Annotated in this window: 22 protein-coding genes; 12 read left to right on the top strand and 10 right to left on the bottom strand. The window is 65.1% G+C overall.

Features of this window, described 5'->3' with window-relative positions:
• Positions 1-5: 5 nt before the first annotated feature.
• The 5 genes from yidC to LJ754_RS05845 all read left to right on the top strand — a co-directional run bounded on the left by yidC (position 6) and on the right by LJ754_RS05845 (position 5,005).
• Positions 6-968 (top strand): membrane protein insertase YidC, encoded by a 963-nt coding sequence (gene yidC / locus LJ754_RS05865; protein WP_227925921.1) that lies wholly within the window; start codon positions 6-8, stop codon positions 966-968.
• Entirely contained in the window at positions 965-1,522 is a 558-nt protein-coding gene (locus tag LJ754_RS05860) for a Jag family protein (RefSeq protein ID WP_227925920.1), read from the top strand. Before yidC ends, LJ754_RS05860 begins: the two co-directional genes overlap by 4 nt.
• A gap of 38 nt (positions 1,523-1,560) precedes the next feature.
• Complete coding sequence (rsmG, locus tag LJ754_RS05855; protein ID WP_227912330.1) at positions 1,561-2,193, top strand: 16S rRNA (guanine(527)-N(7))-methyltransferase RsmG; 633 nt, start codon at positions 1,561-1,563, stop codon at positions 2,191-2,193.
• A 417-nt stretch (positions 2,194-2,610) separates the two neighbouring features.
• Complete coding sequence (locus LJ754_RS05850) at positions 2,611-3,498, top strand: ParA family protein (protein WP_442860315.1); 888 nt, start codon at positions 2,611-2,613, stop codon at positions 3,496-3,498.
• Positions 3,499-3,601: 103 nt separating this feature from the next.
• Positions 3,602-5,005, top strand: a complete 1,404-nt coding sequence (locus tag LJ754_RS05845; protein WP_227925919.1) for a ParB/RepB/Spo0J family partition protein — start codon at positions 3,602-3,604, stop codon at positions 5,003-5,005.
• A 2,212-nt stretch (positions 5,006-7,217) separates the two neighbouring features.
• On the opposite strand, the gene LJ754_RS05840 is transcribed toward LJ754_RS05845, so the two are convergent.
• The 3 genes from LJ754_RS05840 to LJ754_RS05830 all read right to left on the bottom strand — a co-directional run bounded on the left by LJ754_RS05840 (position 7,218) and on the right by LJ754_RS05830 (position 9,584).
• On the bottom strand, positions 7,218-7,385 hold the full coding sequence (locus LJ754_RS05840; RefSeq protein ID WP_227925918.1) for a hypothetical protein: 168 nt from the start codon (positions 7,383-7,385) through the stop codon (positions 7,218-7,220).
• Between the two features lie 184 nt (positions 7,386-7,569).
• Complete coding sequence (locus LJ754_RS05835; RefSeq protein ID WP_227925917.1) at positions 7,570-8,793, bottom strand: oxamate carbamoyltransferase subunit AllG family protein; 1,224 nt, start codon at positions 8,791-8,793, stop codon at positions 7,570-7,572.
• 50 nt (positions 8,794-8,843) lie between these two features.
• On the bottom strand, positions 8,844-9,584 hold the full coding sequence (locus LJ754_RS05830; RefSeq protein ID WP_227925916.1) for a class I SAM-dependent methyltransferase: 741 nt from the start codon (positions 9,582-9,584) through the stop codon (positions 8,844-8,846).
• A 94-nt stretch (positions 9,585-9,678) separates the two neighbouring features.
• On the opposite strand from LJ754_RS05830, the gene LJ754_RS05825 reads away from it, so the two are divergent.
• Entirely contained in the window at positions 9,679-10,347 is a 669-nt protein-coding gene (locus tag LJ754_RS05825; protein WP_227925915.1) for a class I SAM-dependent DNA methyltransferase, read from the top strand.
• Positions 10,348-10,490: 143 nt separating this feature from the next.
• Here LJ754_RS05825 and LJ754_RS05820 read toward each other — a convergent pair whose 3' ends face one another.
• From LJ754_RS05820 to LJ754_RS05795, 6 genes are all read right to left on the bottom strand, one after another.
• Positions 10,491-11,675: a peptidoglycan-binding protein gene (locus LJ754_RS05820; RefSeq protein WP_227912319.1), complete on the bottom strand. Its 1,185-nt coding sequence runs from the start codon at positions 11,673-11,675 to the stop codon at positions 10,491-10,493.
• 6 nt (positions 11,676-11,681) lie between these two features.
• Positions 11,682-12,008: a thioredoxin gene (trxA, locus tag LJ754_RS05815; RefSeq protein ID WP_227912318.1), complete on the bottom strand. Its 327-nt coding sequence runs from the start codon at positions 12,006-12,008 to the stop codon at positions 11,682-11,684.
• A gap of 26 nt (positions 12,009-12,034) precedes the next feature.
• Positions 12,035-13,075 carry a thioredoxin-disulfide reductase gene (trxB, locus tag LJ754_RS05810; RefSeq protein WP_227925914.1) on the bottom strand — a complete coding sequence of 347 codons (1,041 nt, stop codon included), beginning with the start codon at positions 13,073-13,075 and terminating at the stop codon, positions 12,035-12,037.
• A 184-nt stretch (positions 13,076-13,259) separates the two neighbouring features.
• Positions 13,260-14,753 (bottom strand): discoidin domain-containing protein, encoded by a 1,494-nt coding sequence (locus LJ754_RS05805; RefSeq protein ID WP_227925913.1) that lies wholly within the window; start codon positions 14,751-14,753, stop codon positions 13,260-13,262.
• Positions 14,754-14,915: 162 nt separating this feature from the next.
• Positions 14,916-16,577 (bottom strand): murein biosynthesis integral membrane protein MurJ, encoded by a 1,662-nt coding sequence (murJ, locus tag LJ754_RS05800; protein WP_227925912.1) that lies wholly within the window; start codon positions 16,575-16,577, stop codon positions 14,916-14,918.
• Between the two features lie 72 nt (positions 16,578-16,649).
• Positions 16,650-17,180 (bottom strand): NUDIX hydrolase, encoded by a 531-nt coding sequence (locus tag LJ754_RS05795; RefSeq protein WP_227925911.1) that lies wholly within the window; start codon positions 17,178-17,180, stop codon positions 16,650-16,652.
• 143 nt (positions 17,181-17,323) lie between these two features.
• Between LJ754_RS05795 and LJ754_RS05790 the strand changes: the two genes are divergently transcribed.
• The 5 genes from LJ754_RS05790 (at position 17,324) to LJ754_RS05770 (ending at position 23,678) form a co-directional block, all read left to right on the top strand.
• Positions 17,324-18,844 (top strand): CCA tRNA nucleotidyltransferase, encoded by a 1,521-nt coding sequence (locus tag LJ754_RS05790; RefSeq protein WP_227925910.1) that lies wholly within the window; start codon positions 17,324-17,326, stop codon positions 18,842-18,844.
• Positions 18,845-19,501 carry a histidine phosphatase family protein gene (locus LJ754_RS05785; protein WP_227925909.1) on the top strand — a complete coding sequence of 219 codons (657 nt, stop codon included), beginning with the start codon at positions 18,845-18,847 and terminating at the stop codon, positions 19,499-19,501.
• Positions 19,502-20,146: 645 nt separating this feature from the next.
• Positions 20,147-20,419 carry a hypothetical protein gene (locus tag LJ754_RS05780; protein WP_227925908.1) on the top strand — a complete coding sequence of 91 codons (273 nt, stop codon included), beginning with the start codon at positions 20,147-20,149 and terminating at the stop codon, positions 20,417-20,419.
• 197 nt (positions 20,420-20,616) lie between these two features.
• Positions 20,617-21,861 (top strand): D-inositol-3-phosphate glycosyltransferase, encoded by a 1,245-nt coding sequence (gene mshA / locus LJ754_RS05775; RefSeq protein WP_227925907.1) that lies wholly within the window; start codon positions 20,617-20,619, stop codon positions 21,859-21,861.
• A 137-nt stretch (positions 21,862-21,998) separates the two neighbouring features.
• Positions 21,999-23,678, top strand: a complete 1,680-nt coding sequence (locus LJ754_RS05770; RefSeq protein WP_227925906.1) for a formate--tetrahydrofolate ligase — start codon at positions 21,999-22,001, stop codon at positions 23,676-23,678.
• Between the two features lie 99 nt (positions 23,679-23,777).
• Here LJ754_RS05770 and LJ754_RS05765 read toward each other — a convergent pair whose 3' ends face one another.
• Positions 23,778-24,863 (bottom strand): inositol-3-phosphate synthase, encoded by a 1,086-nt coding sequence (locus LJ754_RS05765; protein WP_227912300.1) that lies wholly within the window; start codon positions 24,861-24,863, stop codon positions 23,778-23,780.
• Positions 24,864-25,097: 234 nt separating this feature from the next.
• Here LJ754_RS05765 and LJ754_RS05760 point away from each other — a divergent pair, with 234 nt between their 5' ends.
• On the top strand, positions 25,098-26,438 hold the full coding sequence (locus tag LJ754_RS05760) for a hypothetical protein (protein ID WP_227925905.1): 1,341 nt from the start codon (positions 25,098-25,100) through the stop codon (positions 26,436-26,438).
• Positions 26,439-26,440 lie beyond the last annotated feature (2 nt).

The following is a 26,440-nucleotide window of genomic DNA, read 5'->3' as shown; positions in this document are numbered from 1 at the left end:
AGTAAATGGGTTTCTTCGAGACGATACTGTTCCCCTTTAAGTGGGTAGTGTCATGGATCATGTGGATCTTCCACGAGGGTTTCGTTTTCCTCGGGATGGATGCCGCATCCGGTTGGACGTGGATGCTGTCCATCATCGGCCTGGTGATCGTGATCCGCGCCGCGCTGATCCCGGTTTTCGTCAAGCAGATCAAGGCGCAGCGCGGCATGCAGTCGCTGCAGCCGGACCTGCGTAAGCTGCAGCAGAAGTACAAGGGCAAAACGGACCAGCTGTCGCGTCAGGCGATGACGCAGGAACAGATGGCCCTGTACAAGAAGCACGGGACCAACCCGTTTGCGGCTTGCCTGCCCATGCTGATCCAGATGCCGTTCTTCTTCGCCCTGTTCCAGGTGCTCAACGGTGTATCCAAGGCCAGTGCCGGCGGCGAGCACATCGGCGCCCTCTCCTCCCAGGCAATCCAGCAGTTTGACGAGGCCACGATCCTCGGCGCACCGCTGTCCTCCTCGCTGCTGCACGGCTTCGGCGACGAGGGGCACCTCTCCGTGGTGGTGCTTTCGATCATTATGATCCTGGCCATGACGGCCTCGCAGTTCATTACGCAGAAGCAGATCATGTCGAAGAACATGTCTGAAGAAGCCCTGGCCAGCCCCTTCATGCGCCAGCAGAAGATGATGCTGTACGTACTGCCCCTCGTGTTCGGTGTCGGCGGCATCAACTTCCCCATCGGTGTGCTCATCTACTGGACCACCACCAACCTGTGGACCATGGGGCAGCAGTTCTTCGTTATCCGCCGCATGCCCACCCCGGGTTCGCCGGCCGCCAAGGCACTTGCTGAGCGCCGCGCCCGCAAGGGCCTGCCTATGACGCCGCTGCTGGGTGAGAAGAAGGGCGCGGAACCCGTTGAGGTCCCTGCCGCCGCCAAGGTCCAGCGTGTCCAGCCCCAGCGGAAGAACAGGAAAAAGAGATGAGCACCGAGCGCATTGATGATCCCGCGGTACCGGCTGAGGCAGCTGACGACGTCGTATCCGAGCCGGTAACGGCACGCGGCGGACGACTCGAAGAAGAGGGCGACGTCGCGGCGGACTATCTGGAAGAGCTCCTGGATATTGCCGATATCGACGGAGATATCGACATTGAGGTCCGCAACGGACGCACTTACATCTCCATCGTCAGTGAAGAGGGCGACGACGCCGCGCTGCAGGCTTTGGTGGGACGCGACGGGGAAGTGCTGGAGGCCCTTCAGGAACTGGCGCGTCTCTCGGTGCTGACGGCTACCGAGAACCGGTCCCGCCTGGTCCTGGACATTACCGGGTACCGGACGGAACGCGGCGAGCAGCTGCAGTCCATTGCCGAGGACGCGGTGCAGCGGGCCAAGGCCGCCGGAGAAGCCGTGGCCCTGGCACCCATGAGCGCCTACGAGCGGAAGATAGTCCACGACGCAGTGGCCGACCTTGGACTGGCCAGCGAATCCGAGGGTGAAGGCGCAGACCGCCACATCGTCGTTTCCCTGCCTGCATCCTAGTTATCCCGCCCGCAGCGCAGACAAGGAATATCAAGTAAGTGGTTGAATCAACGCCCGCAGAGCAGGATGCCGCCCGGAAGATCTTCGGTGACCGCCTGGACCTGGCCGGAAGGTACGTGGAGCACCTCGCAACGTCAGGGATGGAGCGCGGCCTCCTGGGCCCCCGCGAGGTTCCAAGGCTGTGGAGCAGGCACGTGCTTAACTGCGCCGTGGTCGCGGAGCTCATCCCGGCGAACGCGTCCGTTGCAGACGTAGGCAGCGGCGCAGGACTGCCCGGGCTGTGCCTGGCCATAGCCCGCCCAGACATCTCCATGACCCTGATCGAGCCGTTGGAGCGGCGCGTGATCTGGCTGAACGAGGTCATTGAAGACCTGGAGCTGGACAACGTACGGGTTCTCCGCGGGCGTGCAGAGCAGGTAGTCGACGATGTGAACGTGGATGTGGCCACAGCTCGGGCCGTCTCCGCACTGGGCGGATTGGCGGGTCTGACTGTGCCCCTGCTGCACGGAAAGGGCCAGGTCCTGGCCATCAAGGGACGCAGCGCCGAAGAGGAGGTCCAGAAGGCCGCCAAGGCCATCCGGAAGCTCGGCGGGCGGGACACAGCCGTCGTCACGGCAGGCGCCGACCTCCTGGAAGAACCCACCACTGTTGTGCGTATTTCCGTAGGGTGACCCGCGCGACACCGCCGCTGGATGCACACACCCTCGCCGGTCACGGAGATTGGCCGGCAAGCGGATAGGCTAGATGAACTAATGCCTTAACGCTTTATGTTGGAAAGTGAGCATGACCAGGTGAGTGTGCGCGATTCTGCCGCAAAACGAATTCCTCCTTTCGCCGCACTCGGTTCGGCCCTGTCCGCCTCTTTCGGCAGGAAGCAACCGCAATTGATTGCGGCTCCAGAAGCTGCTGCAGCTCCCCGTGCTGAAGTTTCACGTGAAACAGTGGTCCCGGAGCCGCAGGAGCCCGCCCAAACTGAAAGCAGTGCCGAACTTGTGCCGGCCCCCGAGGCCGAACCGGTGCCGGCGCCCCAAGCTATCGAAGGTGGTGTATCCGGTGAAGCCGCTCCTGTGTCGACATCGGTAGACGTTATGGATTTGATGGACGAGAGCACGCCGCTGGCGCGGGAACTGGCCAGTGAGAACCGCCGGCGCGACAAGTTGCGGGGACGCGTCCTGCCGCGGCCGGCACAGACCCGGATTATGACCGTGAGTAATCAAAAAGGCGGAGTGGGGAAGACCACTACCACGGTGAACCTTGCCGCGGCCTTGGCCACTGCGGGGCAAAATGTCTTGGTGATTGATATTGATCCCCAGGGAAATGCCTCCACGGCGCTGGGAATTGACCACCGCGCCGAGGTAGAGAGCATCTACGACGTCCTGATTGACGATCTGCCGCTGGCCAATGTTGTTGCTCCGTGCCCTGACATCAGCAACCTCATCTGCGCACCGGCGACGATCCACCTTGCCGGGGCCGAAATCGAGCTCGTTTCACTCGTCGCGCGGGAACAGCGTCTCCGCCGGGCCATCGATGTATATGCGGCGGAGCGGGAGAAGCAGGGGCTGGAACGCCTCGACTATATCTTCATTGACTGCCCGCCCAGCCTCGGGCTCCTTACGGTGAATGCCTTTGTTGCTGCCCGCGAGGTCCTGATCCCGATCCAGTGCGAGTACTACGCCCTCGAGGGACTAAGCCAGCTGCTCAAGAATATTGAGATGATCCAGAAGCACCTCAATGCCGATCTGGTTGTTTCCACTATTCTGCTGACCATGTACGACGGCAGGACCAACCTGGCGGCTCAGGTTGCCGCAGAGGTTCGGGAGCACTTCCCGGAGCAGGTTCTGGGAGCCGTTGTTCCCCGGTCCGTGCGCATTTCCGAGGCGCCGAGCTACCAGCAGACCGTTATGACTTACGATCCGTCCTCGAGCGGTGCGCTTTCATACCTTGAAGCAGCCGCCGAAATCGCCCAGCGCGCTTAGGGACACCCCGAGTCGGTTCGGCTGCCAGCACGGCGCCGCGCCTTAGACTACTCTCACAATCAATCCATGCAGCTTGAAGTGTGCATAAGGGAAGGACTTACCCATGGCCGAAAAGCGTCGTGGTTTGGGCCGCGGTCTGGGAGCTTTGATTCCTAGCAGTGCGGAGCCGGAAGAAATTGCAACCTCCACCCAGGGACCCGTTGCTGCCGGACGTCCTGTTGACCTGTTTTTTGCCGCAGCCGACGAGCCCCGTACGTCTTCCGCCGCCGGGCCGCGGCGTGGAGCGGGCATAAACAAAGAAGCCCTGCGTGGGCCGGCCAAAAAGTCCACCACGCGCAGTTCGGCACCGCGTACGGCAGCCCGTGCAGCCGGGGCGGAGGGGGCGGCGGAGGAGGTTGCCCCTGTTCCTTCCGGCCGGCCGAAGGCGACGGACGCGAGTGGCACGGCTGCAGCTAAGCGCGCAGTAAAGGCCTCCCGGGGTGCCGCTGCGCGGCAGTCAGGCAGCGAGGCCGGCGAGGCACCGGAAGGCCCCATGGAGGCCGTCCAAGACCGCACAGAGTCCGACGCCGCGTCTGGCGCCGCTATCTCGCAGGAATCTGCCGTCATCGCGGATGAAACGGCGGTAGGTTCGGATGTTTCCCGTGAAACATTGGACTCAGACCCGCAGTCCAGTACGGAATTGGTGCAGGTGCCTGGTGCGACCTTTGCTGAGCTTGCCATCGATTCCATTCATCCCAACCGCAAACAGCCCCGTTCCGTCTTCGATGAAGACGACATGGCCGAACTTGTTCACTCCATCAGGGAAATCGGCGTACTACAGCCGATCGTCGTCCGTCCGTCACCCGAGGATGATGCAGAGCACCCGTACGAGTTGGTTATGGGTGAGCGCCGCTGGCGTGCATCCCGTGCGGCCGGCCTGGACGCAGTGCCAGCCATTATCCGTTCCACGCAGGACGTGGACCTGCTCCGTGACGCCCTCCTGGAGAACCTCCACCGCAGCCAGCTGAATCCGTTGGAAGAGGCAGCGGCCTACCAGCAGCTCCTGGATGACTTCGAATGCTCGCACGAGGAGCTCGCGGACCGAATTGGCAGGTCGCGTCCACAGGTAACCAACACACTTCGGTTGATGAAGCTGCCCCCACTCGTGCAGCGCCGATTGGCCGCGGGAATCCTATCAGCTGGCCATGCACGTGCACTCCTTGGGTTGGGAGACCCGGCGGAAATGGAGAAGCTGGCACAGAAAATTGTTGCTGAGGGACTCTCCGTGCGGGCCACCGAGGAGATCGTTTCGTTGGCTGACGGGATCCGGAAGCCGGCAAAGTCAGCGAAGCCGAAGCTTGGAGCACGCCACGAGCGCCTGGATTACCTGGCCACCTCGCTTTCGGACCGTCTCGACACCAACGTTAAGATCACCCTAGGTGCCCGGAAGGGAAAAGTCAGCATTGAGTTTGCCAGCGTTGACGACCTGAACCGCATCATGGGTGTACTTACCCCGACGGTTGACTGACGTTAGGAACTGCCGCTAGCAGTCGAACGGCTGGATCGCTCCAATAGGGGCCGATGTTCCACGTGGAACATCGGCCCCTATCCTGTCCCACGCCGGGATTGCCCAGGGCCTTGGTACTTTCGTTTACCGTGCCGATTGTGAGCCGCGGCGCGGTGCGCCGAAAGCATGTTTCACGTGAAACCCATGCAGGCCAGGTGAAGATACCTTGGGGCATGCGTCGGCCTAGCAGCCAACGGTGCCACGCGGTTTCCTTCAGTCCCGTCACCCCAGGGGTTGTATAGGAGCGGCGACGGTGGGGAGTAGCTGTTCCTGCCACCGAGAATGCGGTGTCAGGGGTGCAGCGCGCATGTGGCCATCATGCGCCCTGTGCCTCATTAGTTCACGCATTTGGCGGAAGGTTTGGGCCCCCAGGCCGCTCGGGGCCTACCGTCCGCACCTCCCTGACCCGAAACATTTTTCCTCGGCCGAGCCGGCCCAGGCCGGGGCAAGGCTGCGTCGAGCCGGTCGGTGTATAGAGAGCAGCCCTGCACTCATGGCATCCTCCAGGTGAATCTCGGCTGTCGATGGCTCGCCGGGTGAAGGGCTTGTCCTCCCCGCTTAGTATGCCGATCGCGCATAGCTCGCCAGACGCTCCCGCCGTTTCGTCGGTGGGCAGAGCGCCGAGACGCACGCAACCGGTTGATTCCATCATGGGTTCATGAACACCGCCGGGTGCGGCTCCACCGGCCAACGTCGCACTATGTTCAAACCGCTCGGGCCTTCCCGCTCTTCCAGTCCGTCCCCACACAATCAGCGCGGTAGCCGAGTCGTTCGATTACGGCGGCGTCACGCAACAGGGACTGTGCTTTCGGCAGCGCCTAAAGGGCCGGTTTCACGTGAAACATGAACGGTTCGGCCCCGGCTGCGGGCTGAGTTCGACGCTGCTCCTCTAGGGTGTCGTGGTACTGCTCCTATCGTGGCTGCGAAACATCCGTAGCGGCCAAGCCTGAATCGGTGCCGGGCCGGGGGGCTGAAGGGCCACTACTGCTACTTCTGCGCTTCGGGGGCGCAAAGTGGGGCAGCCGTGGCGGCGCTCAGCTGCGGTTGGCACTTTGCCTCTTCCCGGGCGCTTCGTGCACGTTTCAATGTGGCTGGTTGAGAGCATCGGTGTACGGGCTGGTTTCCCCCGGGTTGTAACTTAAGCAATCTGAGGCCTGCTGCTGTCTAGCGTTCTGGTGAGTCCAGGCTGCCGGTACTCCACGGAGGGGACGCGGGTGGGCAGCCCTGGTGGAAGCGTATCGGCTTGTCTCCTGAGCCATGCCGACATGGGCTATCGCGACGGGAGTCGATGCTGGGCTGCTCTTTTGTTTCACGTGAAACGTACCGCCGGGCAAGGGTGCTCGGATTACCCATTCACCGTGATTGGTTCCCAGGCTGCCCACAGGCTGCCCCCCGAGGTTGGTCGCGGTTACAGTGGATAGCCCGGGCTGCCCGGGCGTAGTTCTTCTCCGAGTTGCTGATTACTCGACGCAGCACTGCCTCCCAACGAATGCCGATTTGCGGGTCCAAAACTTTCAGATGCAGCCCTCAGCGCCGGGACGGATGTCTTACCGTTGGTGGCCCGATCAGGTGCACAGGGCCCGCACTCATCCCGGACGGTATGCCCATCGGGAGCTCTGTCGCTGCCAGCATGGACGGACGCTATTCATAACGCCGGCCGGTGATGTATGGGCTAGAGATTCCGCCCCCTCGCCCTGGCCGCGAGGCAGCAGCCTCAGCCATGCCTGAATCCGACAGACCAGATACCCAGCCGGCGGGCGTGGCCGCGATGCCCAAGACGTTTATCCTACGGTTCTGGCTATTGGTTCACCTGGCATTGTTAGTTCTGGTGAGTATCCAGCCCACTACAGCGCCGGCTACAGCTGTAGCATTCGAGACGTGACGTTTCACGTGAAACTGCTATCTGAGAGGTGTCGGGGCTGATCCGAAGCATCCCGCGAGCTCGGGTACACCGTCAACAGCCTCGCGTGTTTCACGTGAAACGGTTCCAGTGATACGGGTGAGGGACCAACGATTTCGCACCGACTGGCACGCCGGCTTCTGTCTGCGTGTGGCAGTGACTGCCTGCTGGCGTAGTGGCGGCGCCCATGCAACACCGCAGTGGCGCCAACCCTCAACGCGGATGCATGCTGGGGGAGCCAGCACGGCATGACCATGTATCAGGAGCAACTACCTAATAGTCGTATCCGAGGTAGACGCGGACTTCATCGCTGTAGTGGTGTGCTCCAGTGCAGATCCTGCTGAATGTCAGGATGTTCCTGGCACCGCAGCGCTCCTCAGCCAGGTCCACGGCATTGATTATTTCAGTGGCCGCTGCCGCCGAATCTACCGGGATAACCATTTCCCGCCAGCACCCGCCGGATCCACACTCCAGCTCTATGCCCTCCACAGCGGTGCCCGGCGGAACATCAGGAAACGCCGAGTCCGGTGGAGTGTCCCCATCGTCGATCTAGTTCACTCCCGCAAACAATGCCCACACAAACAACAGGAGCACCGCCGCGAGTGTGAACAAACGAGCGTTGGCCCTATTCAACCAGGTCCACCCCCGTACCGTTGTGCGCTCTAGCGGAATCGTGTAAAGACTTCGTCGCGTCTATGAAGGGCTGGAGGGGCGGCGTGAACAGCATGGCCCCGGCCAGCCCGCCGGTACGCAGCGTGGCACCCAAATGAACCGGGGGAACCAGCCCGTGTGCGGTGACGGCCGCGCTGTCCAGCCCCCACGGAATGCCCCTGCCAAGGGAAGGGATCCGAAGGATCGGATGCTCAGTCACCGTCACCGAATACAGAGAGGCGGTCAAGCGCTTCATGGCTTCGACGTTGCCTACCGATACCCGCGTCAGCGAGGGGGCTGCGGCCGCGGCCGCGCCACCCATCCCCAGTGTTTCCATGAGCAGGCTGTCTCCGCCGCCGTAACCGAGGTCCTCGGGAGTCCACGGAGCTTGCAGTACGCCGCGGAACGGCGCGAGGGGAGGCAATGCCGCACGGAACCAGACGCCGGGTGCCCCCGATACTCTCACGCCGAACTCCCTCTCGTTCATCGCCATGGCGGTGACTACAGTGCTGCCTGGCACCCCCTCGGCTGCTGTAGAGATGGCTTTAGCGGCGGCCATGGCGATATGCAGGAAGTGGAACGCTGCGGTTTCCAGATAGGACAGCAGTTCCTCCGGTTGCCGGCCGCCGGCAACCACACGGTCGCGCACCGCGTGGTGGAAGATACGTCCGGCGGACTGCTGCCGCCCGTGCAGATCATCACCGTCGGCCAGGGCACGGGCCATGATGGGAAGCAACGGAATGGGACTATCACGGACCGCTGCACCGAGGGCCGGGGCTACTTTGTCCCTGATCCAGGCCAGGTTGGCATGCACCGCGTCCCCGGTGGAACCGAAGGTCAGGGCATGAGCACCAGGGCCCTCATTCATCCGGCACGTGGTGGTGGTACCGGAAGCCTCGTCGCGCACCACAAGGACCGGCATGGAGGCCGTGCAAACGCCGGTGAGGGACCCTACGGAGCCGTGCTCATGGCAAGACCCAAGCCGGATAGCGCCGGACCGCAGCCGGGTGTCGGCCTCTTCGGGTGTCGCGGCGAGTCCTTCAAAGAGCGCCGCTCCGATAACGGCCAATCTCTGAATCCCGGTATACCGGACCCATGGCAGTAAGGGACCGGCAACCAGTATCGTGCTGGGCTGCATGCCCGGCACTGCCTCGAGGGCCGGCAGTACATCAACGAGGAACGGCTCAGCGCGGGTCATAGCGGCAACGGCACGCTCATTAGGAGTAAGAGTAGCTTTCGGCGTTGTCCCTAGCACTTGGACCCCATGGGTTTCCGGGCTACAAAAACGAGTTCCTTGCCGGGCCTGTCCGGTGCATCGCGGAGGCCCTCCACCTCGAAACCGTGGGCCTGCAGATTGAGCCGAACCTCGTCGGCACTCCGGAACCGGAGCGTGGAATCGGAGGTCAGGCGCTGCCCGTCACTGCCGAAGACGTAGGTCCAGCGAAAGCTGACCAGAGGCGGGGAGACATCCGTCAACTCGACCCAGCTCTCAATTTCTCCAACCCCGTCAATGGCAGTGATCCGCCGGGTTGAGTCCTCGGTCCATGTTTCCCAGGCACGATGGTCGGGGTCCCTGGTTTCGAAGACAAATCGGCCGCCGGGCGCCAGGGCCTGGTGCACGTGATCAAGCAACGTTCCCCAGTGCAGTTCGTCAGTAACCGCCTGGACGGCATTCCCGGTCATCAGCACCATGTCGGCGAATGCCGCCGGAAGCGCAGAGGCGTCACCGTGAATCCAGCGAATCCTTTCGGCGCCGGGTTTACCGCGGGCCACCGTCAAGGACCCTCCCGCCGGGTCCACGGCGGTCACAGCCAGCCCGAGTCCGGCCAGCTCCAGCGCCAGCACACCGGTCCCGCAGCCTAAGTCCACGACCGTCCGTGCGTCGAATTCGCGCACCATGAAGAGGTAGGGGCCCAGGTCGCTGCGCTCTGGATCCAAGGCGTCGTAGATCGCGGCCAGGCGCGGATTTTCGTAGAGCTGGTCCGGCATGCAGTTCCCCCCAACATAGACCCCCATCCGCTCCGGCAGGCCGGCGGCTTACCCAGAACTATAGGCGACGGCGGAATCGGGGTAGGTTGGGCCGATGCGGGATAAGGACATCATCAAGGCGGCCTACGACGTCGTTGCGGGCACATACGCCCAAGTGGTCCAGGTTCCGGGAGGGGCGGGCGGTCCCGAGCGGGATACGGACCTGGCGCTGATCCGGAAATTCACGGCGTTACTGCCCGCGGGCGCGGAGGTCTTAGACGCGGGCTGCGGGACGGGCCGGATGATCACCTACCTGGACACACTGGCACAGGGGAATGAGCAGCCGTTGGTGATCCAGGGATGCGACTTGTCGGCGGGGATGGCGGCCATCGCACGGAACGTGCACCCGAACCGCCGAATCCTGGCCGCGGATCTCGCAGCGCTGCCTTATGCGCCGCGGTCCTTTCACGGGTTGCTGGCGTGGTACTCGATAATCCACGCAGCCCCGGAGGAGCTGGCAGGTATCTTCGGTGAATTCCGGCGTGTCCTGCGGTCCGGCGGCGTGCTGCTGCTGGGATTCCAGGCGGGTTCGGGACAGCGGAGGATTACCAATGCGTACGGACACAGTGTTGAGATGACCGCATGCCTTCACGCTGTTCCGGAGGTCCTCGCGGCGCTCCAGCGCGTCGGCTTCCAGGAAGTGGCCAGCCTGGACCGCAGTCCGGAGGGCGCAGAAGCAAACCGGCAGGGCTTTGTCCTGGCGGAACTGGAATCCAGCCGCTGACCCGGTTCCGCAGCCAGCGCCGCATGATTCCGTGTACTCAACTCAGCGGTGTTGGGAAGGCAGGAGCACAATGCAAAAACGCCCCTAGCCGCAACACGGCAGGGGCGTTTCCCGGGGAAACCCGGAGGCGGAAGACAGGGCGCCTATAGACCGGACACTCGCCGGGCTGGCTCTTCCATCGGGTTGAACCTCAGTACGTCGTCCAGGGCGAGGGTGCCCGTGGGCTGGTCCTCTTCTTCCATCAGGTACAGCCGCTGGATACCGATCACGATGGAGTCCGCCACGGTCTGCCGGAAGACCGGATCCGCGAGCCGCTCGGCGTCGTGTGCGTTACTCAGGTAGCCCAGATCCAACCCGACGGACGGCACTCCCGGCAGCTTGAGCGTGTCCCAGGTCCGGGCATGGACGCCCAGATTGTCCATATCCGTGCGGGCACCGAGTTCCTTCATCAGCAGCACGGCAGCCCGATGCCCGATGGGGGAGCGGGCTTCGCCGGTACCGGGCAGGCCCCAGTAGTAGGCGGCAATGCCGGACGCAGCCTGCTGGTCCAGCCAGTCGCAGTGAATGTCCAGGTTCAGGCTTGGACTGGTGGACCGCGATCCCGCACCGGCGTCGGCGGCCTGGGGAACCAGCCGGGCACCGAACTCGCGCAGGATCCGTTCCACCCGGCCGGCAATGTCGGTGGTGATGAGCACTTCAGTCAGCGGATCACCTGTGAGGCGTTCCTTCACGTGCGGTGACACTTTCCGGGAACGGCCTATGTTGACGGAAATCAGGCGTCCTCGCAGTGCGGCAGTGGAGCGGTCCAAACGCTCGTAATCCCGCAGCGCAAACGCCTGGCTCGGGGAAATGGCACGGTTCACCCGCGACATGGCGGTCATGGTGTCCCCGTCGCAGACGCCGCTGCCGGGCAACCCGAGGTTCTGCTGCAGTTCGGCCACGGCGTAGCGGGTGCGTACACCGAAGCTGCCGTCAATATGTCCGTAGTAGAACCCGAGGTGGGACAGGTGGCGCTGCAGTTCGGCGACGTCGTCGCCGCGCAGCTGCGCGTCCTCAACATAGCTCAAGGTACGGTCCCCGAACCGGAACTGTGCCTCCTGCAGGGCCCGCTGGGTGTCGGGGCCGGCCACGCCGTCGACGATCAGGCCGCGGCTCTGCTGAAACGCGCGCACGGCAGCGTCAACGTGGTCGTCGAAGATGGAAGGGTCGTTTACGGAGTCCGGTGCCAGATAGGACAGGCTGACGCCGGCCCGCAGCAACGCTTCACGAAGCGTTACCACGCGCCGGCCGGCATCCAGCCTCCGCAGGCTCTCGCCGTGCACAGTCATGGATATTTACTTCAGGAAGGCCGCAAATTCCTGTTCCAGGACCTGCTTCGGCTTGGCGCCGATCGACGTCGCGGCAACCTCACCGCCCTGGAATACGTAGACGGCGGGAATGGAGGTGATGCCGTACTGTGCGGCAATGGCCGGGTTCTCGTCCACGTTCACCTTCACAACGTCCACCTTGTCGCTGTACTGCGCCGCGATGTCGTCCAGGATCGGGGAAAGCATCCGGCACGGACCGCACCACTCGGCCCAGAAGTCCACGATGACGGGCTTCTCGGACGTCAGGACATCGGTGCCGAAGGAAGCATCGGTTACTGCTTTTGCACTGCTCATTTTTGTATCTCCTTGGGGGATCGAATCTAGAGGGCGGCGTGTTCGGAGACGGCCTCCGACGGCGGGGTGGGAACCTCGGCCGCGGTGGGAACCGAGGGCCCGAGATCGGCAAGGAAGTGTTCGACGTCGACGGCGGCCACACAACCGGAACCCGAGGCGGTGATGGCCTGGCGGTAGGTGGGATCGATGACGTCGCCGGCGGCGAAGACACCCGGCAGGGAGGTCTTGGAAGTGCGTCCCAGGACGGCGATGGTGCCCTCTTCGGTGAGTTCCAGCTGCCCGCGGACCAGGTCCGTGCGGGGGTCATTGCCGATGGCGACGAAGACACCGGTGACCGGCAGCTCCGATTCGGACCCGTCCTTGGTGTTGCGCAGGGTCAGGCCGGTGACCTTGTCAGCGCCGTGGATGGCCGCGACCTCGGAGTCCCAGGCGAAGCGGATCTTCTCGTGGTTCAGGGCCCGTTCCTGCATGATCTTGGAGGCACGCAGCGAGTCGCGGCGGTGGACCAGGGTCACGGAGGCAGCGAACTTGGTGAGGAACAGTGCTTCTTCCAAGGCAGAGTCGCCGCCGCCGATCACGGCGATGTCCTGTCCCTTGAAGAAAAAACCGTCGCAGGTGGCGCACCAGCTGACACCGCGGCCGGAGAGGCGCTTTTCGTCTTCCAGGCCGAGCTCGCGGTAGGCGGAGCCGGTGGAGATGATGACGGCGCGGGCAAGGAAGGTTTCACCGGTGCCGATTGTCACGCGCTTGATGTCGCCGGAAAGCTCCACCTCGGTCACGTCTTCGAACAGGATCTCCGCGCCGAAGCGGTCGGCCTGCTTCTCGAAGTTCGCCATCAGGTCCGGGCCCATGATGCCCTCGGGGAAGCCCGGGAAGTTCTCCACCTCGGTGGTGTTCATGAGTTCACCGCCGGCAGTAACCGAGCCGGCGATGACCAACGGCGACAGATTGGCGCGCGCCGTGTAGATGGCGGCGGTGTAGCCGGAGGGGCCGGAGCCGACGATGATGACATCCCGGACGTCGCCGGCAGCGGCGCCGTCGGTGGCAACGGGGTTTTCGGTGCTCACGGGGCGGTGAACCTCTTCCTTGTAGAACTTGATTTGCGGAACGGAGCAGGAGTCCGGTCCGAGTGGATCACCCGGCACAACCAATGCCGGGTCCAGCTTATTCCGACGGCCGTGCCGGGGACACGCCCGCTCCGCGATGCGGCGGCCCGGGCGGCCGGTTCGGAACCGGCACGGCGGAAACGGGTTAGGACACGCCGATTTCGGCGATCCTCAGGCCCCAGGGATATGCAGCCTGGACCCCGCTGAGCCGGGGCAGCTGCGTGAAGTTGACGATGACGTAGCGGGCGGTGGCCGGCGCGCCGTCCGTCTGGGGGACGGGGATGCTGGTGGTGGGCCCGGTGAAGCCGCTCTGGGCCACCGGCACCGCACCGTCCAGGTCCGGGGTGTCACTGAGCATCACCGAGAAGGAGCCGCCGGTGCCGTTGAGCTGGGTGATCTTGACCTCGCTGACAGCCGATTCGGCGCCCAGATCCACTACCAGTGCCAGGCTCGGGGCCAGTCCGCCGAAGGTGTCGCTGGCGTACACATAGCTGGACCAGTAGGACGAGGGGTTGCCGTCGATGATCTGCGGCAGGGCGGCGTCGTTGGCAGAGTCCAGCTGCGGGTTGCCCGGTACAAACCGGGTGATGCCGGAGACTTCCGGGGCCGGGGCAGCAGGGGCGGCACTGGCCTGGGGAGCAGCCGGGGCTTCGGTGGTCACCTCGGGGGCTGGCCCGGCTTCGGTGTCGGACCCGAAGAGGTCGCCCATCTTGCCCAGCTGGCTCACGGCGAGCACGACGGCGAGCACCAGCACCAGGCTGAGCACTGCACCGATCAGGACGCGTCCGGGCTTCCGGTTCGGTTTTTCGTCAGTGTCGTAGTCCTCGTCCGTGTCGTCACCGCCGTCGTCATAGCCGGCGGCATGGTACGGATCGTCGTCGTAGTGGCCGGAGGCCAGCATTGACTTGGGGAAGTTGGACGCGGGCCTTGCCGGACGCTCGGGGACGGGGACAGCCTGCGGCTCTTCCTCTTCCCATTTGGTGACCTTCGGGCTGCGCGCGGCCCCGCCGCGCGGGCGGGCGGCGGGCGGCGGGGGAACATTGGCGCCGCCGGTGGCCGCTTCCGCAGGGGCATCGGATGCCGACCCGAATTCCAGGTCCCGGGCCGCTGCGGCGGACTCGGCACCGGCAACGGTGCCGGCAACCGCGCCGGAGCGCCCGAACTTGGGCAGCTTGGGCTTGTGCGCCCCGGAGAGCAGGGGACGGCGGGGAGCGCGGTCCTCTTCTTCTACGTACCGGTCCTCTTCCACCTTCTCCGGCTCCCGGGAACGGGGCATACCGAAGATTTCCGATCCCAGCGTGTCGGTGAAGAACGGCTCAACGTACGGAGCGTCACGCTCGATCACCAGGTCCAGCAGGTCCACGGCATTGGCGGTGTTGGTCACGAGGTAGGTGCGGCCGTCACTGACGCCCAGGTCGAGGACCTGCACACTGCCGTGGCGTTCACCGGTGGCGATTTCACGGGCGCTGGCCGAAACCTGGCTTGCGTTCACGGGCGCAGCTACGAGGATGCTGACCGAACGGTTCAGCACCTGGTCCACACCGTCCAGCACCAGATCCTGTTCCGCTGAGGCGAGCACCTGGGCGGTCACCTTGTAGCGGCCGCCCAGTACTGACCCGACGTCTACCGACTGTGGCACGTGTTCCTCCAATGAAAACGGCAATAAGACTGCGTCAGCCGGGCTGACAGTTGCGTATTCGGATGTTCATTCACGGACAAGGTACGCGGCAGCCCGCCGCCCTGAACTGCCTGCTTTGTTCCCATGCTACCTGCGCCGGTGCGCAAAGCCGGAGTCGGGACTTTAGGGAGTCCTGCGGAGTTTGGCAAGGACGGGTTTCAGGAAGGCATCGAGCTCAGTAACTTTCAGTACCCGCAGCAGCAGGAAGTAGGTCCCGGCCATCAGCAGGCCGCAGACCACCAGGACCGCGGTGGCCGAGGGCAGCGACTGCCAGGCGAAGCCGTCCACCGCATAACCGCCCAGCAGGCCGAGGGCGACCGAACCGACGCCGGCGGCACCCATGGCAGCCAGCACCAAGCGGATATGCACGTCCACCACCTGCCCGGCGCCGTAGTTCCCCAGGCTCCGCTTGAGGTAGATGTGGCTAACGATGACGGCGGCGACATTGCCCAGCGAATAGGCGATAGCCAAGCCGAAGATGATCTGGTCCGCCGGCAGCGCGGCGGCCGCCAACGCCAGCGTCAACCCGAAAGCAGAGAGAATGATCTGCATTACCAGCGGGGTTTTGGCGTCCTCGTTGGCGTAGAAGGCGCGGTTCATCAGGAACGTGGCGCTAAGGAACGGCGCGGACGCGGCAAGCAGCACCAGGACTTGGGCCTGCAGGGCGGCGGATACATTCGAACCGCCGCTGAACCAGACGCTGATGGGTCCGGCGAGGACAATCAGCACGGCGGAGCAGAACACCGTGGCCACTCCGATGGCCCGCAGGCCCTGTGACAGGGTGGCCCGCACGGCGTCGTAATTCTTCTCGGTGAACGCGCGGGACATGCTGTTGAACAGGACGGTGGCCAGCGAAAGGGTGATGACCGAATGCGGGATGATGTACAGCATCGCCGCCGTTTCGAGGTTCGCGTAGCCCGCTATTTCCTGCCCCATGGCCCGGAATTCCGGCCGCGCGTCGGTGGCTATGGTTGCCACCTTTGTGTAGGCCAGGTACGTCCCGTTGCCGATCAGCATGGTCAGGATGGTCCACTTGGCCACCCTGCCGGTCTGCCGGAGCCCGACGCCGCGCAGCCCGAAGGAGGGATGAAGGCCAAGGCCCAGGCGGCGCAGCGGGAAAACGAGGACGGCGGCCTGGAGGGCGACGCCCAGCGTGGTGCTGCCGGCCAGGATCATGGTGGCCTGGCTGGTCCACGTATCCGGGGAGAACTCAGTGGTTCCTTCCCGGCCGACCACCGTGATGAACAGCAGCAGGCCGGCAATAGCCACAATGTTGTTCACTACGGGGGCCCACATGTAGGCGCCGAATTTCCCGTTGGCATTGAGGGTCTGCCCGATCACGGCGTAGGCGCCGTAGAAGAAAATCTGCGGGAAAAGCCAATAGGCGAACGTGACGGCCAGCGGCAGCTGCTCCGCGTTCATGGAGGTGACCAGTGGCAGGATCAGCGGCGCGGCGAGGGTGGCGAGTGCGGCAAGGCCGGCCAGCACCAGCAGGCTGAGGGTAAGGATCCGGGATACATACTCCGAGCCGCGGTCGGGCTGCTTGCTGGCCTTGATGATCTGCGGGACCAGGACGGCGTTGAAAATACCGCCGGCCACCAGCAGATAGATGAAGTTCGGCAGCACGTTCGCCGAAATGAAGATGTCGGAGACGAGCCCGGTGTTGCCGATGGCGATTGCCAGCAGCGCGGTTCGGATGAGTCCAAGGATGCGGGAAACCAGCGTGCCCGCTGCCATCACGGCGCTGGAGCGCGCGGTACTGGGGGCTATAGTCTTTTCGGCCATCGTGACCCTATGTTCTCACTTCCGGTCCCGAATGACTCAACCGGAGCGGCACAGCACCGCCGTCCGCACAGGTCAGAGGTAGCGGGGAAGGATCTCGCGGGCGAGGTCGGCGATCCGCCGCTCATTGGGGAAGGACAGCCTGCGGCCCAGTTCGGCCAGCGGAACCCAGGCCACGTCCACGGCCTCATGGTCCGGATCATTTTCAATGGTCAGGTTTCCGCCGCAGGCCTGCAGCAGGAAGTGGTGCACCGTCTTGTGGACGCGGTGTCCGCTGACCGTAAACCAGTAGTCGATGCTGCCCAGTGCGGTCAGGATCCGGCCGTCAATGCCGGTTTCCTCGGCAATCTCCCGGATGGCCGCCGTCGGGTTGTCCTCGTCGTTCTCGGGGTGGCCCTTGGGCAGGCACCACTCCAGGCGTCCGCCGCGGTTGAGCCGGGCAATGATGGCCACCGGCAGTTGCTCCGCGGAGGTATCCACCACAATTCCGCCGGCCGAAACCTCTTCGACGGTGGGAAGGGGGGCATGTACCGTATGCGCACCGGCGACGCCCATTGACGCTGTCAACGGGGTCCGTTTCGGGGCGCTCGGTACGGGATGGGCCATACTCCCACTGTAACGATCTTTCCCGGGGGATGATGACTGTTCTGCGGGCCGCCGGAGCGTAAGCGGGAACCCTCGGCGTGTCCGCCCTGCCGCAGCGCCCCATTGTCGGTCTTCACCGTTTTATCTGGCAGGCTTAAAGGACTATGGTGCACCTTTTTGATAGTTCTGCCTTGAAGTCCCCGCTGCCCGACGTGATCCCGGCGCTCGGTGCACGTTTTGAGGACGCCGGGTTTGAGCTTTCCCTGGTCGGCGGTCCCGTGCGTGACCTGTTCCTGGGTCGGGTGTCCCCGGACCTGGACTTCACCACCAACGCCCGTCCGGACGAGATCATCAAGGTGATCGAGGGCTGGGCGGATACTTTCTGGGAGATCGGCCGCGAATTCGGCACCATCGGCATGCGCAAGGACGGTTTCCAGGTGGAGGTCACCACCTACCGTGCCGACGCGTATGACCCGTCCTCCCGCAAACCTGAGGTTGCCTTCGGCGACAAGCTCGAGGATGACCTGTTCCGCCGGGACTTCACCATGAACGCCATGGCGCTGCGGCTGCCCTCCATGGAACTGGTGGATCCCTTCGGCGGTGCCCGGGACCTGCACGCCGGCATTGTGCGCACCCCCGGGGCGCCGTCGACGTCGTTCTCCGACGATCCGCTGCGGATGATGCGCGCCGCCCGTTTCGCCTCGCAGCTGCAGGTGGACGTGGCCCCGGAAGTGTTCGAGGCGATGCGGGACATGGCGGGCCGGATCGGGATCATCTCCGCGGAACGGGTGCGGGATGAACTGACGAAGCTGATCAACGGGAAGGCGCCCTGGACCGGAGTGGACCTGCTGGTGGAAAGCGGGCTGGCCGAGCACGTGCTGCCCGAGGTTGCCGCACTGAAACTTGAAATTGACGAACACCACCGGCACAAGGACGTCTACCAGCACTCCCTGACCGTCCTCCGCCAGGCCTGCGAACTTGAAACCGACAGCGAGGGTCCGGTGCCGGGTCCCGATTTCGTGTTGCGCTTCGCGGCGCTGATGCACGACGTCGGCAAGCCCTCCACCCGTCGGTTCGATCCCTCCGGCGCGGTAAGTTTCCTGCATCACGATGCCGTGGGCGCCAAGCTCACTGCCAAGCGGATGAAAGCGCTGCGGTTCGACAATGACACTGTGAAGGCTGTGTCCCGCCTGGTGGAACTGCACATGCGCTTCTACGGCTACGGCGATGCCGGCTGGACGGATTCCGCCGTCCGCCGCTACGTCACCGACGCCGGCCCGCTGCTGCAGCGGCTGCACCGGCTCACCCGCTCCGACGTCACCACCCGGAACCGGCGGAAGGCGGAGCGCCTGGCCTTCGCCTACGACGACTTGGAACAGCGCATTGCCGTCCTCGCCGAGCAGGAAGAGCTCGCGTCCATCCGTCCGGACCTGGACGGCGAAGCCATCATGGCCCTGCTCAACGTGCGGCCGGGGCCGGTGGTGGGGCGTGCCTACCGGTTTCTGCTGGAAGAACGCATGGAAAACGGTCCCCGGAGTGAAGCGGAGGCCGCCGCCCTGCTCCGGGAGTGGTGGGCAGCACAGCCCGAAAGTGCGATTGAGTCCGCGGACGCGGCACCTGATACAACGGAAAAGGAAACCCTGCGGGCGCAGGATGAATCAGGTACAAACGCGAAGGACAAATAGATGAGCAACGGGGATAATTTTGGACCGGCAGTACCGGACCTGACCCCGGCCGGGACCCGGCTGCCCCGGCTCTGGCTGCTGCGGCACGGCGAGACCGAATGGAGCCGCGAGGGAAACTACACGGGCCTGACGGACATCCCGCTGACCGCCGACGGAGAAGCCCAGGCCCGGGCTGCCCGCGACAAGATAGGTGCGGTGACCTTCGACCGGGTGCTCACCTCGCCGTTGGCCCGTGCGCGACGGACCGCAGAACTGGTGGGCTACCCCGACGCCGAAGTGGTCCCGCATGCACATGAGTGGGACTACGGCGACAACGAGGGGCGCAACAGCCGGCAGGTCCGGGATGAGAACCCGGGATACCTGATCTGGAAGGACGGGGTTCCCAACGGGGAAACCCTGGCCCAGGTGGCCGCCCGGGCAGACCGGATCATCTCTTCCGTGCAGGCCGGTTCCGGCACAGAGATGGACCTCGATCCTGAGGCAGCACCGGTGGAGAAGGTGCTCCTGGTGGCGCACGGGCACTTCCTGCGCATCCTGGCGGCCCGCTGGCTGGGACTGCCCCCGGAATTCGGCCGGCACTTTGCCCTCAGCACGGCAGCTGTCTGCACCCTCGGCTGGGACAAGCGCACCCCCGCCGTGGTCGGCTGGAACCTCTGACGAGCAGACCTCCCGGCCCTGCCAGCATCCGCCCGCAGAATTAATTGCGGGAATTTACGGAAAGTACTTGGCAGGGCCGGGTTTTCTGTTGTACCTTTTCTTTTGCGGGCAACTTCACGGCCCGCCAGCCAGACAGCAAAACACCCGTCAGGCGCAGTAGACCCCAGAAGATAGACCCCAGAAGAGTGCCCCGCGAACAGGAGGTGGAGATTGATGAATACCATGATGAATACCCATTGGGTAGGTGCCGGCATTGACGGCGGCAATCTCCGGCCATGGTTCCGGGCACCGGGTGTATTCCTGTCCCGGACGGCCGTTTCCGCCTAGTCCCGGCACCTGCCCCGGCTACCCAGCCCGGGCCCCCGCCCCGCGCACCGGTCCAGTCCGGCTAATCCCCGCAGCGTCCGGCAGCACCTCCCGCTCCCTGTGCACCTGCCGCCTTTGCAGGTCCAGGGCAATGCCGGGCAAGGGATTTCACGCGGATCGGTAACCACCCCCGCATAAACAGCATTCCGCCATGGTCGGATTAATATCCGCAAATCGCCTCGGCGTAATTTCAATGCTGTTTATCGGTGGACTTTTCATTCATCTTCCCTGCCTTATTCCGTCATGCCCTTTTACGGGTTTATGCCTTTGGAGACTTCCGTGCCTGAATATCCCCTGCCCTCTTTGACCCTGCCCGATTCAATGCGGCCGGATGCCGGCTTCGAGCGTGCCGCAGCACCCCTGCCCCCGCCGCGTCCGCCCGGACTGCCGGCTCCTGCCCTGCAACGCGCATTGAAGGAGGTGTCCTCCATGTTCCAACGCCTGCGCAGCTCCTACCTCCGCTCAAGTGCCGTCCGCTCTTCGCGCCTGGATTACGCACTGTCCGGAGAGCAGGGTTACCTGCTGCTGCACTACTTCCATTCCGTGAAGTGACTTCATCCACGCCATGCGGCGGTATACGGCGGCAGCGCCGCCCGGTTCCCCAGAGGGGCCGGGCGGCGCTGCCGTGCCCGGCACCGTAGACCCGGCAGGGCAGGGGTGCCCAAAGTGTTCTGGCCGACAGGAAACAAAGGCAGGGCCCGCGGCGTTATAAAGTCGATAGAGAAGATATCGGTCAGGAAGGGAGCGAAGTGCCCCAGGTCAAGCGTGTGGCCATGCTCTCCCTTCATACCTCCCCGCTTGAACAGCCCGGATCCGGCGACGCCGGCGGCATGAACGTGTACGTCCGTTCCGTAGCCCTGGAACTGGCCCGCTCCGGCACCGAAGTAGAGATTTTTACCCGGGCAACGGACCCGCAGCGTACTGCGGATGTCGAACTGGCCCCGGGGGTCAGGGTCCGCCATGTCCAGGCCGGACCGGTGTGCAAGATGCCCAAGGAACAATTGCCTTACCTGGACCTCGCCTCCGCGGTGGCGGCAGCGCAGCCGTTCCTGCTGGACGGCGCTTTTGACGTGGTGCATTCGCATTACTGGGTGTCAGGAACGGCCGGACTGGCCGTGGCCCGCCAGTGGGACCTGCCCCTGGTACACACCATGCACACCATGGCAAGGGTCAAGAACATCCAGGCCCAGCCCGGGGAAACCCCTGAACCGCAGATCCGGATCGACGGCGAGCAGCAGGTAGTGCAGGGGGCGACCCGCCTGATTGCCAATACCAGCACCGAAGCCGCCGAACTGGAAACCCTTTACGGTGCCGATCCGGCTGCCGTGGACGTAGTGGCTCCGGGTGTTGACCTGAACGTTTTCTCCCCGCGGGGCAGGCCGGGAGTGCAGCCCGGGCAGGGTTTCTTGCCGGGCGTTTTCCACGTGGTGTTTGCCGGCCGGATCCAGCGGATGAAGGGCCCGCAGGTCCTGGTGGAGGCCGCTGCCCAGCTGCGGCGGCGCAGGCCGGACATCCCGCTGCGCGTGAGCATCCTGGGCGCGGGCAGCGGTTCGTCCGTGCTGGACCTGGCGCCCCTGATCCGCCGCTACGGGCTGCAGGACACGGTTTCGCTGCGCCCCCCGGCCGAACCGAACCAGTTGGCTGACTGGTTCCGTGCGGCCGATGTGGTGGCCGTACCGTCCTTCAGTGAATCCTTCGGACTGGTGGCACTGGAAGCCCAGGCCTGCGGCACCCCCGTGCTGGCCGCCAATGTGGGCGGCCTGCCCAAAGCGGTGCGGGACGGACGCAGCGGTGTCCTGGTGGACGGGCATGCTCCGGGCCGCTGGGCCGCTGAACTGGAAGCACTGTACGACGGCGCGGACCGCCGTCGTACGCTCGGAGAAGGAGCCGCCGCCCACGCCCAGGCATTCGGCTGGCGGCGGACCGCCATGCTCACCGCGGAGAGCTACCGGGAGGCAGCGGAGCACTTCGCCAGCAGCTCCGTGCGCAAGTAGCTTCTCTTTTCCGTTCCTCCTGGTCCCCTCCGCTCCGATCCCGGTCCGGTGGCCCTGCTGCTGGTAGCTTGGCTTCCACCCAACGACACCGGCCGTTAACGTCATCCGTTGGCGGCGCAGCGGAAGGAACACGCACCATGGGCACCAGCGTCCCCTCTGACCTCGAGATATCCCGCGCGGCAATCCTGCAGCCCATCACCGGGATCGCCCGTGCCGCCGGCATCCCGGAAGAGGCGCTGGAACCCTACGGACGGTACAAGGCGAAGGTGGACCCTGCCCTGCTGCCTGCCGGTACCGCGCCCGGACGGGTGGTGCTGGTCACCGCAATGAGCCCCACCCCCGCCGGTGAGGGTAAGTCCACCGTCACCGTGGGGCTGGCCGACGCCCTGCACCGCGCCGGAGAGAACGTATGCATCGCCCTGCGTGAACCCTCCATGGGACCGGTGCTGGGCATGAAGGGCGGAGCCACGGGCGGCGGGTATTCCCAGGTGGTCCCGATGGAGGACATCAACCTGCACTTCACCGGAGACTTCCACGCGATCACCGCCGCCAACAATGCCCTCGCCGCGCTGCTGGACAATTCCATCTTCCAGGGCAATCCGCTGGGCCTGGATCCGCGGCGGATCGTGATTCGGCGCGTCCTGGACCTCAACGACCGTGCGCTGCGCGATATTGTGATTGGACTGGGCGGGCCCGCGCAGGGTGTGCCCCGGCAGGACGGTTTCGACATCACCGTCGCTTCCGAGGTGATGGCGGTCTTCTGCCTGGCCCGGGACCTCGCCGACCTCACGGACCGCCTGTCCCGGATCACCGTGGGCTACACCTACGACCGCCGGCCGGTGACCGTTGCCGACTTGGGCGTCGAGGGCGCCATGACGCTGCTGCTGCGCGAGGCGCTGAAACCCAACCTGGTGCAGACCCTGGCCGGAACCCCGGCACTGGTCCACGGCGGTCCGTTCGCCAACATTGCCCATGGCTGCAACTCGGTCATTGCCACGTCCACCGCCCGAAGGCTGGCGGACATCGTGGTGACCGAGGCCGGCTTCGGTGCGGACCTCGGCGCCGAAAAGTACCTGAACATCAAGTCACGGGCCGCCGACGTCGCCCCCGACGCAGTGGTGGTGGTGGCCACCGTCCGGGCCCTGAAAATGCACGGGGGCGTGCCGAAGGCCGACCTCGCAGCGGAGAACCTTCCGGCGCTGGAGGCGGGTACGGCCAATCTGCGCCGGCACCTGGAAAACATCCGCCGATTCGGCATCAACCCCGTGGTGGCCATTAACCGGTTCGGCACCGACACGGAGGCTGAGCTGCGCCGGCTGGCGGACTGGTGCGCGGAGGAAGGGGTCAGCGCCGCAGTGGCGGATGTGTGGGCCCGCGGCGGCGGCGGAACCGGCGGCGACGAGCTGGCACGGACCGTAAGGGCGGCGCTGGAACAGCCCGCGGACTTCCGGTTCCTGTACCCGGACGCAATGCCGGTGGAGGAGAAGATCCGCACGGTGGCCCGGGAAATCTACGGCGCGGCCGACGTGGAATTCGCTCCGGCCGCCCGCCGCCGGCTGCAGGAAATCTCCGCACGCGGCCTGGACCACCTGCCGGTGTGCATGGCCAAGACCCAGTATTCCTTCTCCGACGATCCAGCGGCGCTGGGTGCACCGTCCGGGTTCACCCTGCACGTGCGGGACCTGTCGATCAAGACCGGTGCCGGGTTTGTGGTGGCGCTGACCGGCGCGGTGATGACCATGCCCGGGCTGCCGAAGGAACCGGCGGCACTGCGCATGGGCGTGGCAGCGGACGGTACGCCCGCAGGGCTGATCTGACCGCCGGGTCCGCCGCGGGGCGGACACAGCAACGCCCCCGGGTCCCGGAAACCGGAGCCCAGGGGCGTTTGCGGCAGCAGCGTTGGCCGGGAGCTTTTCCTAGCGCTCAACCTCGCCGCGGATGAACTGCTCAACCTTGGCCTTGGCGATGTCGTCGTTGTACTGTTCCGGCGGCGACTTCATGAAGTAGCTGGAAGCGGAAAGGATCGGTCCGCCGATGCCCCGGTCCAGGGCGATCTTGGCGGCCCGTACCGCATCGATGATGACGCCGGCGGAGTTGGGGGAGTCCCAGACCTCCAGCTTGTACTCCAGGGACACGGGCGCATCGCCGAAGTTGCGGCCTTCGAGCCGGACGAATGCCCACTTGCGGTCATCCAGCCAGGCAACGTAGTCCGAGGGGCCGATGTGCACGTCGTCGGCCTTCAGGTCCGCAGACGTGTTGGACGTGACGGCCTGCGTCTTGGAGATCTTCTTTGACTCCAACCGCTCGCGCTCAAGCATGTTCTTGAAGTCCATGTTGCCGCCGACGTTGAGCTGGTACGTGCGGTCCAGGATCACGCCGCGGTCTTCGAACAGCTTGGCCATCACGCGGTGGGTGATGGTGGCGCCGATCTGGCTCTTGATGTCGTCGCCCACAATCGGAACGCCCGCCTCGGTGAACTTGTCGGCCCATTCCTTGGTGCCGGCAATGAACACGGGGAGCGCGTTGACGAACGCTACGCCGGCGTCGATGGCGCACTGGGCGTAGAACTTCGCCGCCTGCTCCGAACCCACCGGAAGGTAGCAGACCATAACGTCAACAGCGTTGTCCTTCAGGGCCGCAACGATGTCCACCGGCGCGGCGTCGGACTCGACGATGGTTTCCCGGTAGTACTTGCCCAACCCGTCAAGGGTGGGCCCGCGCTGGACCGTGATGCCGGTTTCCGGCACATCGGCGATCTTGATGGTGTTGTTCTCGCTCGCGCCGATAGCATCGGCCAGGTCCAGCCCGACCTTCTTGCTGTCGACGTCGAAAGCGGCAACAAACTGCACGTCATTGACGTGGTAGTCGCCGAACTTCACGTGCATCAGGCCAGGGACAGTTTCGTTGGGGTCGGCGTTGCGGTAGTACTGGACACCCTGCACCAGCGAAGCTGCACAGTTTCCAACACCCACGATTGCCACCCGGATGGGGTTCTCGGACACGGTTCTCCTTCGAAGAATATGTTGAATGCTGCGCCCGCGGGCGCAGACAACCAACACAGTCTACGTGCTGGCACTCACATCTCTTACCGGTTTCGAAACGTATTGGCCGCACAGCCTGCCACCCGGCAGCGGTGCGCCCCTAGACTGGACCCGCGAAGAGTCTCCGCCACTTCGGCCCGGGAGCCGCTGATGACCGCCTTTTCCCAAAGCCCAGCGCCTTCTGCCGGGGGCTCGGTGCATTCTGCACCGGCCTTCCGGCACGCATCGGTGGGCTCGGTGCCGGCCGCGCTTCGTGCCGCAGTCCTGGCCGTTGCGCTCGGGCTGGCCGCGTGCACGCCTGCCCCGCCGCCGCAGCAGGACAGCCAGTCGGCGCCGGCTTCCAGCCCGACCGCCGGACCCTCCTCAACGCCCACCTTCTCCGCCGGTGCCGGCTCGGCAGCGGACTGCCCGCCCCTGCCGGCTACGGTGCCCTCCAATAATCCCGACCGCGGCAACTTCTCCGCTGCCGACGCCGACACCTCCGCGCTCACGCGGTCCGACGGCGGGAGCACGGCCGTGGCTGATGCGGACATCACCAAGAGCGGCAGCTCGTCCAACCCCGAGGCGTCCGCGGCCGCCGGACTCAACGCTGCCGTGCTGGTGTCCGGCGGCAGCCGGCTATTCCTGCTAAATGCCACGGTCAGCTCCACCGGTGCCGGCGCCGGCGGGGTATTCAGCAGCGGCACCGGTTCCCTGGTGGAACTGGGCAGCGCCACAGTGCGCACCGACGGTGCCTCGGCACCCGCTGTCGGTGCAGGGGACGGCGGATCGGTGACGGGAACGGACCTGACGCTGTCAACGGACGAGGGGAACGCCAGCCCTATTGCCGCCGGGGGCGAAGGCCAGATCTCGGTTAACCGATCCACCGCCGTCGGGGAGGCGGCGCCGGCCATCTATTCCGCCGGGGACATTTCGGTCTGCGCAGTGGCCGGAACGTCCCGCTCCGCCGAAGCGGCAGTGGTAGAAGGGACCAACACCCTTATCAGTACCCGGTCCGAACTCTCGGGCGGCACCCACGGCGTGCACCTTCTCCAGGGCAGCGACGGGGGACCGGCGGGCGGCAGCCTGACGCTCACCGGCGGCAGCCTGAATGCCGGAGACGGCGACGCCGTGCTCATCGAAGGGGTGCCGGCCACTGTGAGCATCAGCCAGGGCAGCACCGTGAGCGCCGACTCGGGAAACCTGGTCAGCGTCACCGGCGGCGGGGCCGGCACGGTGGAGATGACCGAAACCGAACTTACCGGCAACCTCAGTGCACAGCAGGGCAGCAGCCTGGCCGTTTCCCTGACCGCCAACAGCAGCGTTACGGGGACGCTCGCCAACGTAGGGGTCACCTTGGACGACACCTCGCGGATCAGCCTGCAGGCAGACTCCGCGGCCTCCTCGGTGGCAGGCGCCCTGGTCAGCGGCGGCCAGGTCACCAACATCACCGGCAACGGACACACGCTCACCTACGATCCGTCCGCGCCTCAGAACGCGTACCTGGACGGCGGCACCTACGCCTTGGCACGGGGAGGAACACTTACACCGGGGTAGCC

Origin of the sequence: Arthrobacter sp. zg-Y40, from assembly GCF_020731535.1 — a bacterium.
In the GTDB taxonomy this organism is placed as follows: domain Bacteria; phylum Actinomycetota; class Actinomycetes; order Actinomycetales; family Micrococcaceae; genus Arthrobacter_B.
Note: the sequence above shows the minus strand (reverse complement) of the source record. Positions and strands in the feature narration are given on the sequence as shown.